7 protein-coding genes are annotated in these 18,626 nt (G+C 70.0%); 4 read left to right on the top strand and 3 right to left on the bottom strand.

Translation table 11 applies throughout. From position 1 onward, the window contains the following. Positions 1–51: 51 nt before the first annotated feature. Together OG259_RS08735 and OG259_RS08730 are read right to left on the bottom strand one after the other, a co-directional pair. Complete coding sequence (locus OG259_RS08735; protein WP_328941735.1) at positions 52–1,644, bottom strand: alpha/beta hydrolase; 1,593 nt, start codon at positions 1,642–1,644, stop codon at positions 52–54. A gap of 116 nt (positions 1,645–1,760) precedes the next feature. Next, on the bottom strand, positions 1,761–2,792 hold the full coding sequence (locus OG259_RS08730) for an Rv2578c family radical SAM protein (protein WP_328941734.1): 1,032 nt from the start codon (positions 2,790–2,792) through the stop codon (positions 1,761–1,763). Between the two features lie 147 nt (positions 2,793–2,939). Between OG259_RS08730 and OG259_RS08725 the strand changes: the two genes are divergently transcribed. After that, complete coding sequence (locus tag OG259_RS08725; RefSeq protein WP_266898572.1) at positions 2,940–3,383, top strand: SRPBCC family protein; 444 nt, start codon at positions 2,940–2,942, stop codon at positions 3,381–3,383. Between the two features lie 253 nt (positions 3,384–3,636). Continuing rightward, positions 3,637–6,117, top strand: a complete 2,481-nt coding sequence (locus tag OG259_RS08720) for an MFS transporter (RefSeq protein WP_328947028.1) — start codon at positions 3,637–3,639, stop codon at positions 6,115–6,117. A gap of 82 nt (positions 6,118–6,199) precedes the next feature. Here the strand turns inward: OG259_RS08720 and OG259_RS08715 are convergent, their stop codons facing one another. Next, positions 6,200–9,376, bottom strand: a complete 3,177-nt coding sequence (locus OG259_RS08715; RefSeq protein ID WP_328941733.1) for a hypothetical protein — start codon at positions 9,374–9,376, stop codon at positions 6,200–6,202. A gap of 645 nt (positions 9,377–10,021) precedes the next feature. Between OG259_RS08715 and OG259_RS08710 the strand changes: the two genes are divergently transcribed. Together OG259_RS08710 and OG259_RS08705 are read left to right on the top strand one after the other, a co-directional pair. Next, a complete protein-coding gene (locus OG259_RS08710) occupies positions 10,022–17,986 on the top strand; it encodes a ricin-type beta-trefoil lectin domain protein (RefSeq protein WP_328947027.1) in 7,965 nt (2,654 codons plus the stop codon). Beyond that, on the top strand, positions 17,983–18,555 hold the full coding sequence (locus OG259_RS08705) for a hypothetical protein (RefSeq protein ID WP_328941732.1): 573 nt from the start codon (positions 17,983–17,985) through the stop codon (positions 18,553–18,555). Before OG259_RS08710 ends, OG259_RS08705 begins: the two co-directional genes overlap by 4 nt. Positions 18,556–18,626 lie beyond the last annotated feature (71 nt).

The following is an 18,626-nucleotide window of genomic DNA, read 5'->3' as shown; positions in this document are numbered from 1 at the left end:
AATGCCCGCCCCCCTTGCGGCGGCGGGCATGGCCGGTGGGTGGGTCCGAGGTCAGCGCACGTGGCCGAGGAACCCGTGCAGGGCGGCGCCGGCCGACTCGGCGAGGGGCGGTGCGGACCGCGTCAGCGGCTCGGCCTTCGGCTCCGGGAGCGTCGCGCAGGCGGCGTCCACCTCGCCCTCGCCCTCGGCGCGCGGGACCTTGCCCGTGGCGAGATAGGTGGACAGGTGCCCGTCCATGCAGTCGTTCCCACCGAGGGTGACCCCGTGGTTCCCGCCGCCCTCCTCGACGACCAGGCTGGAGCCGCGCATCAGCCGGTGCAGCGCGACCCCGCCCTCGTACGGCGTCGCCGCGTCGTCCGTGGCCTGGAGGATGAGGACCGGCGGCACCTGGTCGTTGGTGACGTCCGGCGGGGTCAGCGACTCCACCGGCCAGAACGCGCACGGCGCGTTGTACCAGGCGTTGTTCCAGGTGGAGAAGGGCGCCTTGGCGTGCACGTCCCAGTTGTCCTTGCGCCAGACGCTCCAGTCACGGGGCCAGGCCGCGTCCCGGCACTGCACGCTCGTGTAGACCGAGTAGCCGTTGTCGGCGGCCGCGTCGGCCTCCGCGTACCGCTCGTACGCCTCCTTCAGCGGCACCGCGTCCGCGTCGTTGACGTACGCCGAGAAGGCCTTCGCGAGCCGGGGCCAGTAGCCGTTGTAGTACGCGCCGGGCAGGAAGGTGTCCTCCAGCTCGCCCGGTCCGACCTTGCCGTCGGCCGGCTTCGCGCGCAGTGCGTCGCGCATCCGGTACCAGGCCGCCTCGACCGCCGCCGGGTCGGTGCCCAGCTTGTACACGGCGTCCTGCTTGGCCACCCAGGCCATGAAGTCCTTGTGGCGGGTGTCGAAGGCGTAGTCCTGCGCGATGTTGTCCTCGTACCAGACGCCGTGCGGGTTCACCACGGAGTCCAGCGCCATGCGCCGCACCCGGTCCGGGTGGAGCCGCGCGTACACCGCGCCCAGGTAGGTGCCGTACGAGTAGCCGAGGTAGTTGATCTTCTGTGCGCCGAGGGCGCGCCGGATCAGGTCCATGTCCCGGGCGGTGCTCACGGTGTCGATGTACGGCAGCGCGTCCGCGTACTTCTTGCCGCAGGCCGCGGCGAAGGCCTGTGCCCGCTCGATCGCGAGCCGCTCGCCCTTGGCGTCGCTCGGCACCGAGTCCTGGCGGACCGGGTCGAAGTGGCCGGGCTTGCAGTCGAGCGCGGGCTCGCTCTTGCCGACCCCGCGCGGGTCGAAGCCGATCACGTCGTACTCGGCGGCCACCTTCGGGGGCAGCGAGGACGCCACGTACCCGGCCATGCCGCGGCCGCTGCCGCCGGGCCCGCCCGGGTTCACGAGCAGCGGCCCCTGGAAGGTCTTCGCGGTGTGCGGGATCCGGGTGAGGGCGAGGGTGACGGTCCGGCCGGCCGGGTCGTCGTGGTTGAGCGGCACCCTGAGGGTGGCGCACTGGAGCTTCGGGTACGCCTCGGTGGCGCAGCCGGTCCAGGCGAGCGGGGGGAACGGGCGGGGGGCCGGTTCACCGGCACCCGCGGGGGCGGCGGGCAGGACGGTGACCGTCCCGGCGACCAGCGCTCCTGCGGCGATCAGCATTCCTGCGCGTGGGGTCATAGGGCGTTTGTGTCCCGAACGGGCGTGGAGAGGACCTGTTTCGCCGAGAGTTGACCCGAACGGAGGGGGATCGGACGGCGTGTCAGGTGACCGGTCCGATGATCGGAGGAGCGCGCTCAGAGGAGGGTGAGCTGCTCGGGGGCGGCAGCGAGGGACGGCTCCTCCGGTACGGGTGTCCGCCGCGTCGCGCCGCGATCCGCGGGACCGATGCCGAACTCGGCAGCCAGTTCGTGCACCTGACGGGTGATCCGGCGCTGGTACCACGTGGGCGCGTAGGCCCCGTCCGCGTACATCCGCTCGTACCGCCCGACCAGGCCGGGGTGGTGGCGCCGCAGCCACTGCGTGAACCACTCGCGGGCGCCCGGCCGCAGATGCAGGACGAGCGGGGTGACCGAACTCGCCCCGGCCTCGGCGATCGCGCGGACCGTGTCGCGCAGCTGCTCGGGCCGGTCGCCGAGGAAGGGCACCACGGGGGCCATCAGGACCCCGCAGTCGATGCCGTGCTCCCCGAGCGTGCGGACCACGTCGAGCCGGCGCTGCGGGGAGGGGGTGCCGGGTTCGATCGTGCGCCACAACTCCTCGTCGGTGAAGCCGACGGAGACGGAGATGCCGACCTCGGTGACCCGGGCCGCCTGGGTGAGGAGCTCCAGGTCGCGCAGGATCAGCGTGCCCTTCGTGAGGATCGAGAAGGGGTTGGCGTGGTCCCGCAGGGCGGTGAGGATGCCCGGCATCAGACGGTAGCGGCCCTCGGCCCGCTGGTAGCAGTCGACATTGGTGCCCATCGCGATGTGCGCGCCCTGCCAGCGGGCGGAGGCGAGCTGGCGGGCCAGCACCTCCGGGGCGTTGACCTTGACGACGATCTGGGAGTCGAAGCCGAGGCCGGTGTCGAGGTCGAGGTAGCTGTGGGTCTTGCGGGCGAAGCAGTACACACACGCGTGCGTGCAGCCCCGGTACGGGTTGACCGTCCATTCGAACGGCATCCGGGAGGCGCCCGGCACCCGGTTGAGGATCGAGCGGGCCCGTGCCTCGTGGAAGGTGATGCCCCGGAACTCCGGGGTGTCGAAGGTCCGGGTGGTCACCGCGTCCGCACCGAAGAGGGCGACGTCGGCGGGAGCGGCAGGGGTGTCGCCCAGATTGTCCCAGCGCATGGACGCCTCCTCGATGGCTCTGCTTCGACCGTTCGGTCAGAATAGAACACCTGTTCCCTTGATCGTCGCAACCCGGATTTCGCGCCCCGGAGCCCACGTGGTTCTCTTGGCCCACACCCCTGAGGAACCACGAGCTGGAGGAAGTCAATGGCGCAGGTCGAGGCCACCACGGAACGGATCATCGCCGCGGACGCGGAGACGGTGTTCGACGCGCTGGCCGACTACAGCGGCACGCGCGCGAAGCTGCTCCCCGAGCACTTCAGCGAGTACGAGGTGCGCGAGGGCGGCGACGGCGAGGGCACCCTCGTCCACTGGAAGCTGCAGGCCACCAGCAAGCGCGTCCGCGACTGCCTCCTGGAGGTCACCGAGCCCACCGACGGGCAGCTCGTCGAGAAGGACCGCAACTCCTCCATGGTCACCACCTGGCTCGTGACCCCGGCCGGCGAGGGCAAGTCCAAGGCCGTCGTCACCACCGTCTGGGACGGTGCCACCGGCGTCGGCGGCTTCTTCGAGCGGACCTTCGCGCCCAAGGGCCTCGGCAGGATCTACGACGCCGTTCTCGCCAAGCTGGCGGACGAGGTCGAGAAGTAACGCCCGGAGCGTTCACCGATTCGAGTGGATCGCCCGCACCCCCGTAACGGCGCCCCCGTGCGCCGGGGGGCGCGGGCCTCCTCGTAAACGCGCTGATGAGCGCCCCAAGTGCGCCGTGGCGCAGGGCCGTTCGGTTCCTCGGGTGCCACTGGCCTCCCGTACCGCCCGACTTGCTCCCCCTTCGTGCCCAATGCGAAGAATGGCGCGGCGCAGACGCCGTGACGAGGGGAGCAGGTACGTGGGTGCGATCACGATGGCCGAAGCCGCCGAAGACACAGCGGGCGCAGACGGCACGGAACCGCTCGCCGCGGGCGGCCCTCCCGCCCACCTCGCCCCACCGCCCGACCCCGCACCGACCGACCACCTCGACCCCCGCCGCGTCCGGCTCGTCTTCTGCGGCCTGATGCTCGCGCTGCTCCTCGCCGCGCTCGAGCAGATGATCGTCGCCACCGCCCTGCCGAAGATCGTCGGCGAACTCCAGGGCCTCGACCGGATGTCCTGGGCGATCACCGCCTACCTGCTGACCTCCACCATCGGCCTGCCGATCTACGGAAAGCTCGGCGACCTCCTCGGCCGCAAGGGCGTCTTCCTCTTCGCCATCGTCGTCTTCGTCATCGGCTCGGGCCTCGCCGGCTGGTCCCGCAGCATGGACGAACTCATCGCCTTCCGCGCGATCCAGGGCATCGGCGCCGGAGGCCTGATGATCGGCGTCCAGGCGATCATCGCCGACATCGTGCCCGCCCGGGAACGCGGCCGGTACATGGGCCTGATCGGCGCCGCCTTCGGCCTCGCCTCCGTCGCGGGACCCCTGCTCGGCGGCTTCTTCACCGACCACGTCTCCTGGCGCTGGTGCTTCTACTTCAACGTGCCCTTCGGGCTCGTCACCCTCGCCGTCGTCGCCGGCGTCCTCAAACTCCCCAAGCCCACGGCACGCGCGCGCTTCGACGTCCTCGGCGCCCTGCTCCTCGCCGCCGCCTCCACCTGCCTGGTCCTGCTCACCAGTTGGGGCGGCACCGAGTACGCCTGGGACTCCCGCGTCGTCATCGCCCTCGCCTGCGGGGCCGCCGGAACCACCCTGCTCTTCCTGGTCGTCGAGCACTTCGCGCCCGAACCCCTCATCCCGCTCCGGCTGTTCCGCGACTCCGTCTTCACCGTCACCGCCCTCGTCGGCGCCGTCGTCGGCATCGCGCTCTTCGGCGCCGCCAGCTACCTCCCCAGCTTCCTGCAGATGGTCGAGGGCGCCACCGCCACCGAGTCCGGCCTCCTGATGCTGCCCCTCATGGGCGGCATCGTCATCGCCTCCGTCGTCTCCGGCCAGCTCATCAGCCGCACCGGCCACTACAAGATCTACCCGCTGCTCGGCGGGGCCCTCTCCGCCCTCGGCATGTGGCTGCTCTCCCACCTGGACGCCGACACCCCGCGCCTCCAGCTCAGCCTCTGGCAGGCCGTCCTCGGCACCGGCATCGGCCTGGTGATGCCGGTGCTCGTCCTCGCCGTGCAGAACTCCGTACGCCCCACCGACCTCGGCACCGCCACCAGCGCCCACAACTACTTCCGCCAGATCGGCGGCAGCGTCGGCGCCGCCGTCTTCGGCACCCTCTTCGCCTCCAGGCTCGACGACGCCCTCGGCGACCGGCTCTCCAGCGTCCTCTCCGGCGGCGCCACCTCCCTGCCGCCCGCCGAGTCGATCACCCCGCAGACGGTGCACACCCTGCAGCCCGCCGTCCGCGACGCCTACATCCAGGCGTACGCGGACGCGATGCCGCGGATCTTCCTCTACCTCGTGCCGGTCCTCGTGCTCGGCCTCGTCCTCGCCTTCTTCCTCAAGGAGAAACCGCTGGTGACCCACCACAGCCCCACCACCGAGGCCACCGGAGCCGACGAGTTCGGCGGCGTCCAGGCCGTCCCGCACGCCCGGCACGCCGCCCCCGCGTCCGCCCTCGCGTCCGCCCCCGTGTCCTTCGCCCCGCCGCACTCAGGGCTCCCCGTCTGCGGCACCGTCCAGCACCACGACGGCAGCCGCGTCCCCCGGGCCGCCCTCACCCTCATCGACGTCCAGGGCCGGCAGATCGGCCGGGGCGCCAGCGGCGAGGACGGGCGGTACGCGCTCAGCGTTCCCGGCGGCGGCGCGTACGTCCTCATCGCGGCGGCCGGCGGACACCAGCCCCAGGCCGTCTCCGTGACCGTCGGCGACCGGCCCGTCGAACTCGACGTCGTCCTCGGCGGGGCCGGGCGGCTCGCGGGCAGCGTCGTCACCGCCGACGGGACGCCCGTACGGGACGCGGCCGTCACCCTCACCGACGTACGCGGCGAGGTCGTCGCCTCCACCCGCAGCGGCCGCGAGGGCGGGTACGTCATCTCCGAACTGGTCGCGGGCGAGTACACGCTCGCCGCCAGCGCCCCCGCCTTCCGGCCCGCCGCGCTCCCGGTGAGCGTCCAGTCCTCCCGCGAGACCCGCCAGGACATCGAACTCGCCGGCGGGGCGGTGCTGCGCGGCACGGTACGGGCCGGGGGCGGGCGCCCGGTGGAGGACGCCCGCGTCACCCTGCTCGACGCCGCCGGCAACGTCGTCGACACCCTCACCACCGGGGTCGACGGAACCTTCCGCTTCGTGGACCTGTCCTCCGGCGAGTACACCGTCATCGCCGCCGGCTACCCGCCCGTCGCGACCGTCCTCCAGATGGCCGGCGGCGGCCGCACCGAGCGCGACCTCCAGCTCGGCCACCAGGACTGACCGGCTCGCGCCGAAGACCGAGCCCCGGTCGCCTGCTGCGAGGCAGGCGGCCGGGGCTCGGGATCAGCGGACGGGGGCCGGGTCAGCCCAAGGCACGGATGCCCCGCCAGTCGACGCCCAGGACGGTCCTGGCCGGCGCGTTGGTGTTGGTGGTGGAGGGGTAGTACAGCTTGACGTTGCCGGTGTCACCGAAGCGGGCCCAGATGTCGGGTACGCCGTCCTTGTTGACATCGGGGATGCCGATCGCGGACATCACGTTGGCCTCGGTCCACGTCGTACCGAACGCGACGTCACCGTTGAGCGAGTTGACCGCCACCTTGATCGACTCCAGGTCGATGCTGCCGGCGCCGCCCGTACCGGGCTTGCCGTGGCGGACGTACATGTTGCCGTTGTCCAGGTTGCGCCACAGCAGGTCCGGCGTGCTGTCCTTGTTCATGTCCGCGATGTTGACGATGTCACGGCGGGCCCATGCGGTCCCCTCCATCAGCGTCGCGGTCTGGAAGGTGGCGCCGGTGTAGCCGGACAGCACCCAGAACGCCGGCCCGGCCCGCAGGGCCAGATCGGGCAGCTTGTCGCCGGTGATGTCGCCGATCGCCTTCAGCTGCGTCCAGGTGGACGGCGCGGGGGCGTTGGCCGGCAGGCGGATCTTGATCCGTTCGTCGACGTTGAAGCTGCCGTAGCCGTCACCCGGGTAGATCCAGAAGTTCTTGTCCGGGGTGACCGCGAACAGGTCGGTCGAACCGTCGCCCGGGTACGTGTCGTTGTAGTGGGCGATCAGCGACGCGGTACCGGCCGTGTCGATCCAGTGGTTCGGCGGATCGACCTTCTTGTCCTTGGTCACGTACGAGGCGGCCAGGCAGCTGTACAGCTCACCGCCGGTGCCGGGGACCGCCGGGTCGGCGGGCGCACCCACGCAGTTCTTCAGCTTGCCGTCCGGGTAGAGCACCAGCAGGTCGGCTATGTCGTCGCCACCGGTGTCCATCGGACCGTCGGCGCGGTCGCGCGGCGGCAGGTAGAAGGAGTAGTCGCCCTTGATGCTCTGATTGCCGTTGACGTCGTAGGCGTAGACGTACAGGGCGGTCGGACCCGCGTGCCGGGGACGGACGTCGGGGAGGGTGATCTTGCCGTTCGTGGGAGGCGGCGTCTCGATGAGACTCTCGCCCTCGAAGGCGTACTTGAACTTGGTCGCGCCGGCGGCACTGAAGGTGAAGTCACCGGCGGTGCCGTACTTGACCTTGGCCCAGGTCTTGCCGTCGGGCGTGGCCTCGGTGAACACGGTGCTGGTGATGTCCGGCTGCGGCGGTGCGGTCGGATCCACGGTGATCCGGCACGGCTCGTCGCCCACCGGGAAGAACGTGGAGACCGCACCCGCCGCGTCCTCGGCGCGAACGTCCCAGGAGAAGAGGGTGTTGCCCGTGAGGCCCGTCAGCAGCGCGTTGTCGGCCTGGATGACCATCTGGCCGTAGCCGGTGGAGTCCGCGGTGGCGAGGTACTCGGTCTTGGTGGCCGCACCGGACTTCCAGAACCGGAACCGCAGCTTGGGAATGGTGTTGTCCGCGTCGTAGCCCTTGGCCTTCAGGGTGATGGTGGTCCGGCCGATGGTGACGCTGTTGGTCGGTCCGGGCACACACGCGCCGCCCGGCGAGGACGTGCCGTTGGTCGGCTGGGACGGGGCACGGTTGAAGTCACCCTCCACGACGGCGGAGGTCGCGAGGAACTTGCGCCAGGTCTGGGTGTCGCCCTCGCTGGTGGCCCGCATGCCGAAGGTGAGGGTCTCGGCGCCGGCGTCCGCGCTCTTCTGGACTCCGGCCAGCACGTTGAACGCCTCGTACGCGTCCGGGCAGCCGCTCGAGGACCAGCCGTGGGCGAAGGACTGCCAGTCGAGCTTCGTCGACCAGCTCGGCTGCGCGTTCCAGGTCGTACCGGACGAGATGGAGCCGGTCTGCCAGAACTGGAACTCACGCGCGGTGCAGGACCAGGAGTGGTTGTTCTTGACCTTGAAGGTGGCTCGGGTGAACTTCGCGCCCTCGTAGCTGGACGAGAACTTCATCCGCCAGAAGGAGCGGCCGAGGCCGCCGGTGTCGCTCTCGTAGCCGACGCGTGCGTCGGAGGTGCCGGAGGAGAAGTTCGTGCCGTTCCAGAAGCTGGAGCTCGGGTACTTCTTGTACGCGGTCGTCCAGCCTGCCCAGCCGCTGTTGAGCGGCGGGTCGATGAAGACCGGGTACTTCGTGTCCGGGTGGTCGAGGAGGCCGGTCCGGCCCAGGCCCAGGTTCAGGGCAGCCGTACCGGTGCCGTCGCCGTCGAGCGCGACCGGGAGCTGCGCGGAGCGCGCGCCGGGCTCGATGCCGGTCAGACCCGACAGCTTCAGGACGTCGGCGGGGCCGGCGACCGACGTGCGCTGGGGGGTGCCCGGCTTGAGCTCGGGGTCCCGGCCGCTGGAGTCCCAGGCGAAGGGGGTCGGGATGGTGCCGACCTCCGTGCCCGTCTTGTCGAGGACCTGAACGCGGTTGGCCTTGGCGTCCTGCCGGAAGACCGCGGTGCTCGACCGCAGGCCGTAGGAGACGGTCGCGAGGTCCTTGTTCCGTGCGGCCTCGCGGTTCTTGACGATCAGAAGCTGGCCGAAGCCGCCCTCCTCGCGCGCCACGAGGAGCAGGTCGACGCCGGGAAACACCTCGGAGTAGAGGGCCCGCGGGCCGTCGAGCACCGGCTTCGGCAGGGCGCCGGGCCAGGTGTAGGCGATGGTGTGGCCGCCGAGGTCGACCTCGGCGAGGACGGACGCGTCGCCCGCACCCTCGGCGAGCGGAAGACGGGTGAACGAGCGGTCGGCGCGATCCTTGCCGGAGGTGCCGCCCGAGAAGCGGACGGGCACGGCCGGGTTGACCGGGCGGACGGCCAGAGCGCCGGCCTTCTCCGTCCGGTGCAGGGTGTTGTCGATGGGCGCCCACCTGCCCTGGGCGTTCTTCGCGCGCTGGGGCAGCGCGTGGATCTGGGTGCGCATCTGGCCGTTCGGCAGCGCCCAGATCAGCTCGGTGGCGGTGGTCGCCGTGTCGACGAGCACCTTCTTGCCGGTGCGCTTGGCCTCGGCCGCGGCAGCGGCCTCATCCTTCGGTCCGGTCGACGCCTGCTTGGCATCCGTACGGGGCGAGCGGGGGGAGCTGAGGGGCGAAGGCGTGCTCGGCTGCCACCAGGGCAGGAGCGCGGCGGTGAGTGCGGCCAGTACGAGGCCGAGAGTGAGTGTGAGCCGTGTGCGCGTGCGCACGAACGGGCTGAGAAGACGAGGCGGCGCGGGCACGGCGGTCTACTCCCGTGGGACCAGAGGGATTTTCGGACAGCACAGGCGGCCCCGACGGACCGTCCGCGGGGCACAAGGCGCGCACACGATCACACGTTCGCCTCGGGACGTCCATATCTGAAGACTTTATGAAGCTGTTACGAATTCTTGGTACAGGCTTGAGGGGGCGTCACGGAACCGCGGTTCAACGTGTTTTGATAGCGCTTTAGGTGGGAAACGCGCTCCGTATCCGATCTATCGCGAAGATCGATAGTGTGAGCTTCTGTTTGCTACTGCACCGTGGCGAATCTCACTGGCGGGCCCACCTCGACCGCTCGGCCGATGTTGAAAACTGCACGGACATGACAGAGAGTGCGCACGCACGCGCCTGAACCAGGCGCGTGCTCTTTGGTGTTTCCGCACCTCCTCCGTTGTCTTGTTCGTCTGGGTGGGAGTCGACGCGTGATGCGTGCTTCAGAACCACTGTCATGGTCAGGGCGGAATCGCCTTGCCATGACAGAGTCACAACGACGGCGCCGTCGGCGAAGCCGCACGGCGACCGTCCTTCTGTTGTCATCGGTATTGACGGTGACAAGTCTGGGCTCGCAGGCCCTGGCCGTCCCGGGCGACGGGATGAGCCGTGAGCAGACGACCTCCCAGGTCGACCTGCCGGACATCCCGGAGAGCACCGCGCTCGCCGACGACGCCAGCGCCGACAAGACGCTGAGCCTCGGGGACGAGCAGAAGATCGATCCCTACGTGCCGGGGGCCGTCGACCCGTGGGCGGCGGACACCGGCAAGGCGCCGCTGACGGCGCAGACCCAGCCGGGCACCTCGGTCCCGGTGGTCAACGAGACCACGTCTGCCGGTCTGCCGGTCGCGGTCGGTGTGCCGGCCGGTCAGGACCCGGCGGCGATCGCCGGTGACTGGCGGGTCTCGGTCAAGTCGACCACCACGTCGGAGGAGACCGGCGTCCCCGGCATGATCATGGAGGTCGTCCCGCCGGCGACCGCCGATCCGGCCGCGCAGGTCACGCTCGAGGTCGACACCACCGGATTCGCCGACCGCTACGGACCCCAGGCCGCCGAGCGCTTCGGCCTGGTCCTGCTGCCGAACTGCGTCATCGACTCCCCGGACACCGGTGACTGCGCCCCGGACACCGGCACGGAGACCATGTCCGGCTCGCGCGAGGTCGCCGACGACATCGAGCGGCTGCGGTCCACGGTCAAGGAGGTGCCGGCCGCCAAGGCCCCCACCAAGGCCAAGCTCAAGAAGAACGCGCCCACCCGCAAGATCCTGTCCGGATCGGTGCCGGTCGCGAACCTGCTCGACGACGGCGTCGCCCGCTCGAAGGTCTCCGGCGTCTCGGCCCGGCAGGTCGCCCTCCCGGCCGTCGACTCCTCCGGCCGCCAGGTCGTCGGCGCGATGGACACCGGCGCCTCGGCGACCGGCGACTTCACCGCCTCGCCGCTGCTGTCCGCCGGCTCCTGGGCCGCCGGCTCGTCGAACGGCGCCTTCACCTACGGCTACCAGGTGCAGGTCCCGGAGGCCGCCGGCGGTCTGACACCGAAGGTCAGCCTGAGCTACTCGTCGCAGACGGTCGACGGCCGTACCTCGGCGTCGAACAACCAGGCCTCCTGGATCGGCGACGGCTGGGACTACAACCCGGGCTCCATCAGCCGGACGTACGTCAACTGCCGCCAGGACTCCAAGAAGGCCGGTTCGAACAACTCGACCCACAAGACCGCCGACCTGTGCTGGGGTTCGGAGAACGCCACCCTGTCGCTGGGCGGCATGACCACCGAGCTGGTGTGGGACGAGGCCAAGCAGAAGTGGTTCAGCGCCAACGGTGACGGCTCGAAGATCGAGCGGTTCAAGGACACGTCCAAGGACCCGCGTTCGGGCATGAAGGACGCCGACGGCGAGTACTGGGTTGTCACCACCAGGGACGGCACGAAGTACCACTTCGGCCTGAACAAGCTCCCGGGCTGGTCGGACAACGACACCGCCGCCGACGACCCGTACACCGACTCCGTGCTCGCGGTGCCGGTCTACGGCAACCACCCGGGCGAGCCCTGCTACAAGGGCGCGACGACCACCGACTGGAAGTCGTCCGCCTGCAACCAGGCCTGGCAGTGGAACCTCGACTACGTCGAGGACGTCCACGGCAACGCCATGTCGCTGTGGTGGGAGCGCGAGAAGAACTACTACGCGAAGAACTTCTACTTCAAGGGCCCGGTCGAGTACCACCGCGGCGGTTTCCTGAAGCACATCGACTACGGCCAGCGCAAGGACACCGTCTTCAGCGCCACGGCCCCGGCCCGCGTGCGATTCGGCGTCGACGAGCGCTGCTTCGCCGAGGGCGCGCTGACCTGCAGCGACGCGAACTTCACGTCGACCGACCCGGGCAAGTACCGCATCTGGTACGACACCCCCGTCGACCTGCGGTGCCAGGCGGTCACCTCGACGGACAAGAAGAAGTGCTGGAACGCCGGCCCGACCTTCTGGTCCACCAAGCGCCTGGACAAGATCACCACCTCGGCCCAGCGCCGCACCGACACCACCGCGCGCCAGGACGTCGACCAGTACCAGCTCACGCAGAACTTCCCCGTCCTCAAGACCGGCCCGAACACGGCCCTGTGGCTGGAGTCCATCCAGCGCACCGGCTACGCCCGCAACGGCTCGACGGACGCCTCGGTCAAGCTCAACCCGATCCGGTTCGAGTCCAACGAGGAGGAGATGCCGAACCGCGTCCTGCTCCGGAAGACCGCCGGGGAGGACAAGGGGGAGCCGATCGACCCGCGCCCCGGCTTCGCCAGGCTGCGCATCGGCCGCGTCGTCAACGAGTACGGCGGCGAGACCGTCGTCACCTACAAGATGCCGACCTGGGGTGACGCGGAGGACGGCTGCGCCAGCAGGCAGGGCCTGCCCGGCAAGACGGACACCGCGGCTCTGAAGGCCAACACGCGTCTGTGCTACCCGATGTACTGGCACCCGGACGCCGAGGTCGAGGACATCGACTGGTTCCACAAGTACGTGGTCGACTCCATCGAGGAGCTGCCGAACGTCGACGGCTCGTACTCCACGCGGACGTCGTACGACTACAAGAACGCCGGCTGGAAGCTCGCCGAGGCGGAGTTCAGCAAGAAGTCCACACGCACGTACTCGCAGTTCGCGGGCTTCGAGCAGACCGCCGTCGTCACGGGCGAGCGGAAGGTCGCCGCCGACAACGGCGAGGGTTCCACCCCGGGCGAGGACACGCCGGGGACGGAGGGACCGAAGACCAAGGCGGTCACCCGCTTCTACCGGGGCATGGGCGACACCGTCCCGATGAAGAACATCGCGGGCGCCACGCTCACCCACGACGGTGCCACGGTCTACGACCGCGAGGCGTTCGCCGGCCGCATAGCCGAGGAGTTCAGCTACTCCGACGCGACCGACGCCGACGGCGACTGGCTCACCCGCAGCCTCACCGTCCCCGAGGCCACCGAGCTCGCCAGCCGCACCCGCGGCGACGGCCTCGACCCGCTGAAGGCGTGGCGCGTCACCGAGCCCGAGGAGATCGCGTACACGAAGTCGTCGGGCACGGGTGACGACACCCGCACCCTGCGGAGCGTCCGCACCAGGACGACGTTCGACAGCGTCCACGGTCTGCCCACGCAGGTGGAGTCGTTCGGCGACGCCGACCCCGTCAAGACCGGTGACGAGTCCTGCACCAAGCTCGAGTACCTGCACAACACGACCAAGAACATCATCGGTCTGACCAAGCAGGTCCTCGTCTCGCCCACGGCATGTGCCGACGCGAACTGGGGTGATCTCAAGACGCTGACCGCCGGCGCACGGACCGCGTACGACAACACGGTGTACGGCACGGCGCCCGCCGACGCGAACCGTGGTCTGGCGACCGAGACGTGGTCCCTGAAGGCGGACGGCACCGGCTTCCAGACCGGCGGCACCGTCGTCTTCGACGCCATGGGCCGTGTCACCAAGCAGATCGACCCGGACAAGAGGGAGTCCTCGATCGCCTTCGACCCGCCGACGGGTCAGGTTTTCAAGATCACCCAGACGAATCCGCTGGGCCACACCCAGGTCCAGGAGGTGGAGCCGGGCCGCGCGGTCACGCTGAAGACGACCGATGCCAACGGCCACGTCAGCGAGGCGTCGTTCGACCCGCTGGGCCGTCTCGCCGAGGCCTGGGCTCCCGGCCGGACACCGGGCGCGGGCAAGGTACCGGACTTCAAGGCCGAGTACGTGACTCCGGACGAGGAGCCCGACCCGAACGATCCGAACGGCGGCACCCTCCGCAAGCCCCCGTACATCACGACCTACAGCCGTGGCTACGAGGACCGGGTCGAGAAGTCCGTCACGATCTACGACGGTCTCGGCCGCGAGCGCCAGTCGCAGGAGGAGGCGGACGGCGGTGGCCGTCTGATCACCGACACGCTGTACAACAGCGCCGGTGAGGTCTACCAGACCAACAACGCCTACCTCAACGAGGACACCCCGAGCGGCGAGCTGTTCACCCCGCGCGCCGACACCACGGTCCCGAACATCACCCGGTACAAGTACGACGGCCTCGGCCGCGTGCTCGAGGAGATGCCGGTCCTCAAGGTGAAGGCCCCCGGGACCACCGAGGCCATCTCGCAGGAGGTGCCCGAGAAGGCGACCCGCTACCAGTACGGATCCGACTGGTCGAAGGTGATCCACCCGCAGGGCGCCTCGGCCTACAAGGTCTACACCGACGCCCTCGGCCGCACCGTCCGCACGGACACCACCAACCCGGCGGCGCCCGGCGGCTACACGTCGACGCGCTACACGTACGACAGCCGCGGTCAGCTGACCAAGGCGACGAGCTCGGCCGACCCGACCCACCCGTGGTCGTGGACGTTCGACATGCGTGGCCGGATGGAGACCGCGACCGACCCGGACACGGGCACCACGCGGTTGACGTACGACGACCGTGACCGGCCCCTGACCACGACCGACGCGCGTGGCGTGACGATCTGGAACGGATACGACGAGCTGTCCCGGCCCAAGGAGCAGCGCCTGAGCGGCTCCACGGGCACGCTTCTCGCCGGGTTCTCGTACGACTCCGTCGCCGGCGGCAAGGGCATGCCCGCCTCCGCCACCCGGTACACCGACGGCCTGGCGTACACGCAGAAGGTCAACGGCTACACGACGGACTACCAGCCGACCTCGACGACGCTGTCCCTGCCGTCTTCGGTGGCCGCAACGTGGGGCATCCCCGCGGACTACCAGTACGACTACAAGTTCTCCGACAACGGCATGCTGGAGGAGGCGCACCTTCCCAAGGCCGGCAAGTTCGACCCGGAGAAGCTGGTCATCCGTTACAACAAGGACGGCAACCCGCTCTCGATCTCCGGCAAGGACTGGTACGGCTCGGAGACGGTCTACTCGCCCTACGGCCAGGTCATGCGCTCGACCATGGGCGCGGTGCCGTACCGGGTGTGGTCACAGAACTCGTACGACGAGTCCACCGGCGAGCTGCAGAACCAGATGGTCTACCGGGAGCAGACGGTCGGTGTCGGTCCGGTCGAGGGCAACCTGGTCTCGAAGCGCGAGTACGCCTACGACCCCGCGGGCAACGTCACGGGCATCCGTGAGCACGCCACCGGGATCGAGGAGCGGCAGTGCTTCACGTACGACCCGCTGGGTCAGCTGAAGACGGCCTGGACCTCCAAGGACCAGGAGAACTGCACCGCTCCGAAGAACACGGACGGCACGCTCAACGTCGCCGCGGGCAAGGACACCTCCGGCTACTGGCAGGAGTACGAGTACGACCTCCTCGGCAACCGCACCAAGCTGGTCGAGAAGGACCTGACCGGCGCCACGGCCAAGGACGCGACCACCACGTACGAGTACGGTGTGGGCGCGGCCAAGAGCCAGCCGCACACGCTCACCAAGGCCTCCAAGACCTACACCACCCCCGCGGGTGCGCAGGTCAAGGCCGAGGCCGAGCGCCTGTACGAGCTCACGGGTCAGACGAAGTCCGTCACCTCGCTCGACAACGGTGACAAGCAGACGCTGACCTGGACGCCGGACGGCAAGGTCGACCGGATCACCGGTGCGGGCGCCGGCGGCAAGACCCCTTACATGGGCCTGGCCGACAAGTGCTTCGACCTCAAGAGCGGCATCCCGGCCGCCGCACAGGCGGTCCAGCTGTACACCTGCAACGCCTCCGCGGCGCAGAGCTGGAAGTTCACCCCCACCCCGAGCACGCCGACAACTCCGCAGATCGACGCCAACCGGGGCGCGCTGTCGGTGCTCGACGACTGGTGCGTCCAGCCGGCAGCCAACACTCCCGGATCCGCGGTACAGGTCCAGAAGTGCGCCGCCACCCCCGCGGCGGCCGCGGCGCAGGAGCTGAAGCGCAACGCCGCCGGCCAGCTGACGCACATCGCGTCCAACCTGTGCCTGGCGGTGCAGGGTGCCAACTCGGCCAGCGGCACGGCGATCGTCCTGGCCACGTGCGACGGAGCCTCCGCCGCGCAGCTGTGGGCGCCGCAGAACGACACCCGTCACATCTACGGTCCCGGTGGCGAGCGTCTGCTCACCATCAACGGCAAGACGGCCACCCTGAACCTGGGTGACACGGAGGTCACCGTCCAGCAGGGCGGCGTCCTGGTCAACTCGCAGCGCACCTACACCACCCCCAGTGGCTCGGTCATGCGCTACGCCTACGGCACGGCTGCGGACCGGCTGGTCGCTCTGACCACGGACCACCAGGGTTCCACCTACACCGAGGTCGCGCTGAGCGCCTCGATGGACGTGCGGATCCGCAAGCAGGACGCGTTCGGCAACCAGCGCGGTGCCGGCACCGTCGGCGCCAACATGCAGGCGCACACCGGGTTCCTCAACAAGACCCGGGACGACGCCTCCGGCTACACGCTGCTGGGCGCCCGACTCTACGACCCGGTGGTCGGACGATTCCTGTCCGCCGACCCGCAGATGGACCTGAACGACCCGCTGCAGGCCAACGGATACGTCTACGCGCACAACAACCCGGTCACCCACGCGGACCCGACCGGTGAGGCGATCACCCTGACCGCCTCGGAGAAGGCGGCGGCCCTCGTGGGCGCGGGTCTCTCCGCGGCGCAGGTCGCGCAGGCGCAGGCCACCTCGGGCAAGTCCCTGACCTCGGTGATCCTCGCCGCGGCCTGGAGCGTCCTGAGTGACTTCATCGGCCTCACCGACGCCATGGCCTGCTTCGGCGGTGACATGTGGTCCTGCGGCAGCATGATCATCGGGGCGATCCCGTGGACCAAGCTGGGCAAGATCCCGTCCGTCCTGAGGGCGGTCGACCGCACGATCAACGCCATCCAGGCGTTCAAGAAGGCGAAGGCGGCCGCGGAAGCCGTCCTCAAGGCGGCCAAGGCGGCCGAGGCAGCGGCTCTCAGGGCCAAGAAGGCCGCCATCGAGAAGGCGAAGAAGGAGGCCGCGCAACGGGCCAAGAAGAAGGCGGCCGAGGCCGCCAAACGGAAGGCCGAAGCGGCGGCGGCCGCCAAGAAGAAGACCGGTAACCCGGCTCAGAAGAGCTCCCAGGCCAAGGCCGCTCCCAAGTCCTCCTCGCAGGCGGGCGGAGGCAAGGGGGGCAAGTCCGGCGGGTCCAAGCCGGGCGGAAGCTCCGGCGGTTCCTCCCGCAGCAACGGTGGATCCAGCGGTGGCGGCGGCTCCGGCAAGTCCGGCTGCAACAGCTTCGTGCCCGGCACGAAGGTGCTGATGGCCGACGGCTCCACCAAGCCGATCGAGAAGGTCAGGACCGGCGACAAGGTCCTCGCGACCGACCCCAAGTCCGGTGAGACCCGGGTCGAGACGGTCACCGCGGAGATCACGGGCCAGGGCCTCAAGCACCTCGTCACGATCACCGTCGACACCGACGGCAAGGCCGGGTCGAAGACGGCCCAGGTCACCGCGACCGAGGGCCACCCGTTCTGGGTGCCCCAGCTCCGTGCCTGGCTCAAGGCCACCGACCTGACGTCGGGCCAGTGGCTGGAGACCAGCGCCGGAACCCGGGTCCAGATCACCGCCGTCGAGCGCAGGACCGCCCAGGCGGCCACGGTTCACAACCTGACGGTCTCCGACCTCCACACGTACTACGTGACGGCGTCGGGCACCTCGCTCCTCAACCACAACGAAAGCTGCCCCACCGGTGGCGAGGAAGTCGACCCGTACTCGCCGGAGCTCACGGAGAAGCGCCAGGCGGAGAACGCGCAGAACTGGTCCGAGATCCCGGGTGACGTGCACGCGACCGTGAACCGTGTGGAGAGCGGTCGGCAGGCTCAGCGGGTCAACAACAACGGTCTCGACTGGTACGACGCCCGCAGGGTGCGAAACGGTGTGACCACCTACAACACCAACAACCCGTGGTACGACGCGACGGTGTACACCGTCCTGGACAGGCGAGGCCGGGACACCCTGAACCGCGTTCTCGTCCGCTCCGACGGCGTCGTCGGGTACGTCCTGGGCCACAATTACAATACGGTCCACGAATACGGATATGCCGGGCGCCTGCCAGGCAGGTGGAACCAGCCGGGATCCGGTTGGTACGCGAGTCATGGAGGTGGGTCTCCCCGATGAAGCCGCCGGCCGCAGTGGACTCACTGGCCGCAGCGGGTCTGTCGCTCGTCGACGGATGGACCGAGCCCGAGGGGCTCGTTCCGCCCGTCGTCACCGGCCAGGCCGCGAGCTGCCCGGCCTCGGACGGGCGCGTCGAAGCCATGCTGGACGTCCTCGAACCGCAGCTGCACGAGAGGGCGAACGCCGACTGGTACCGGCTGGCGGTCGAAGGAGGGCTCTTCTCCGAGACCGACCGAAGGTTCCTGCTCGCGCTGGACACCGCGGACGACGACGGCTTGCAGTGGTACTGCGTCGAGCTGCAGCCCGAATGGGACATCATGGGCGCGGGAGCCGCCGGGCCCCTCGGCAGCGCCCCCTGCCGTCCCGAGTTCCGCATGCTCTCGCTCGACGGGAACGTGCTGCTCTTCGCGACGACGTGGGAGCACGCGATCAGCACCTCGGTGCTGAAGGCGCCGCATCGTTCGCGGGTGCTCCGGGAGTGGGCCGAGGATCTGGCGGCCGGATTCCTGGACTATCCGGACGAGCCCCCGCTGAGCCCGGCGGCACGCCGCTGGCTCGACGCTCACTAGGAGCGCGGCCGGGCCGGTCGTACCGGCCCGGCCACGGGCGAAGCAGGAGGGGAGCCCCGACCGAGACATCG

Source organism: Streptomyces sp. NBC_00250, assembly GCF_036192275.1.
Classification (GTDB): domain Bacteria; phylum Actinomycetota; class Actinomycetes; order Streptomycetales; family Streptomycetaceae; genus Streptomyces.
The sequence above is the reverse complement of the archived record's forward strand: the minus strand, read 5'-3'. Positions and strand labels throughout refer to the sequence as shown.

Coding starts and splice junctions, on each gene's coding strand:
- OG259_RS08735 (WP_328941735.1), bottom strand. CDS start 1,644: ATGACCCCACGCGCAGGAATGCTGATCGCCGCAGGAGCGCTGGTCGCC.
- OG259_RS08730 (WP_328941734.1), bottom strand. CDS start 2,792: ATGCGCTGGGACAATCTGGGCGACACCCCTGCCGCTCCCGCCGACGTC.
- OG259_RS08725 (WP_266898572.1), top strand. CDS start 2,940: ATGGCGCAGGTCGAGGCCACCACGGAACGGATCATCGCCGCGGACGCG.
- OG259_RS08720 (WP_328947028.1), top strand. CDS start 3,637: ATGGCCGAAGCCGCCGAAGACACAGCGGGCGCAGACGGCACGGAACCG.
- OG259_RS08710 (WP_328947027.1), top strand. CDS start 10,022: ATGAGCCGTGAGCAGACGACCTCCCAGGTCGACCTGCCGGACATCCCG.
- OG259_RS08705 (WP_328941732.1), top strand. CDS start 17,983: ATGAAGCCGCCGGCCGCAGTGGACTCACTGGCCGCAGCGGGTCTGTCG.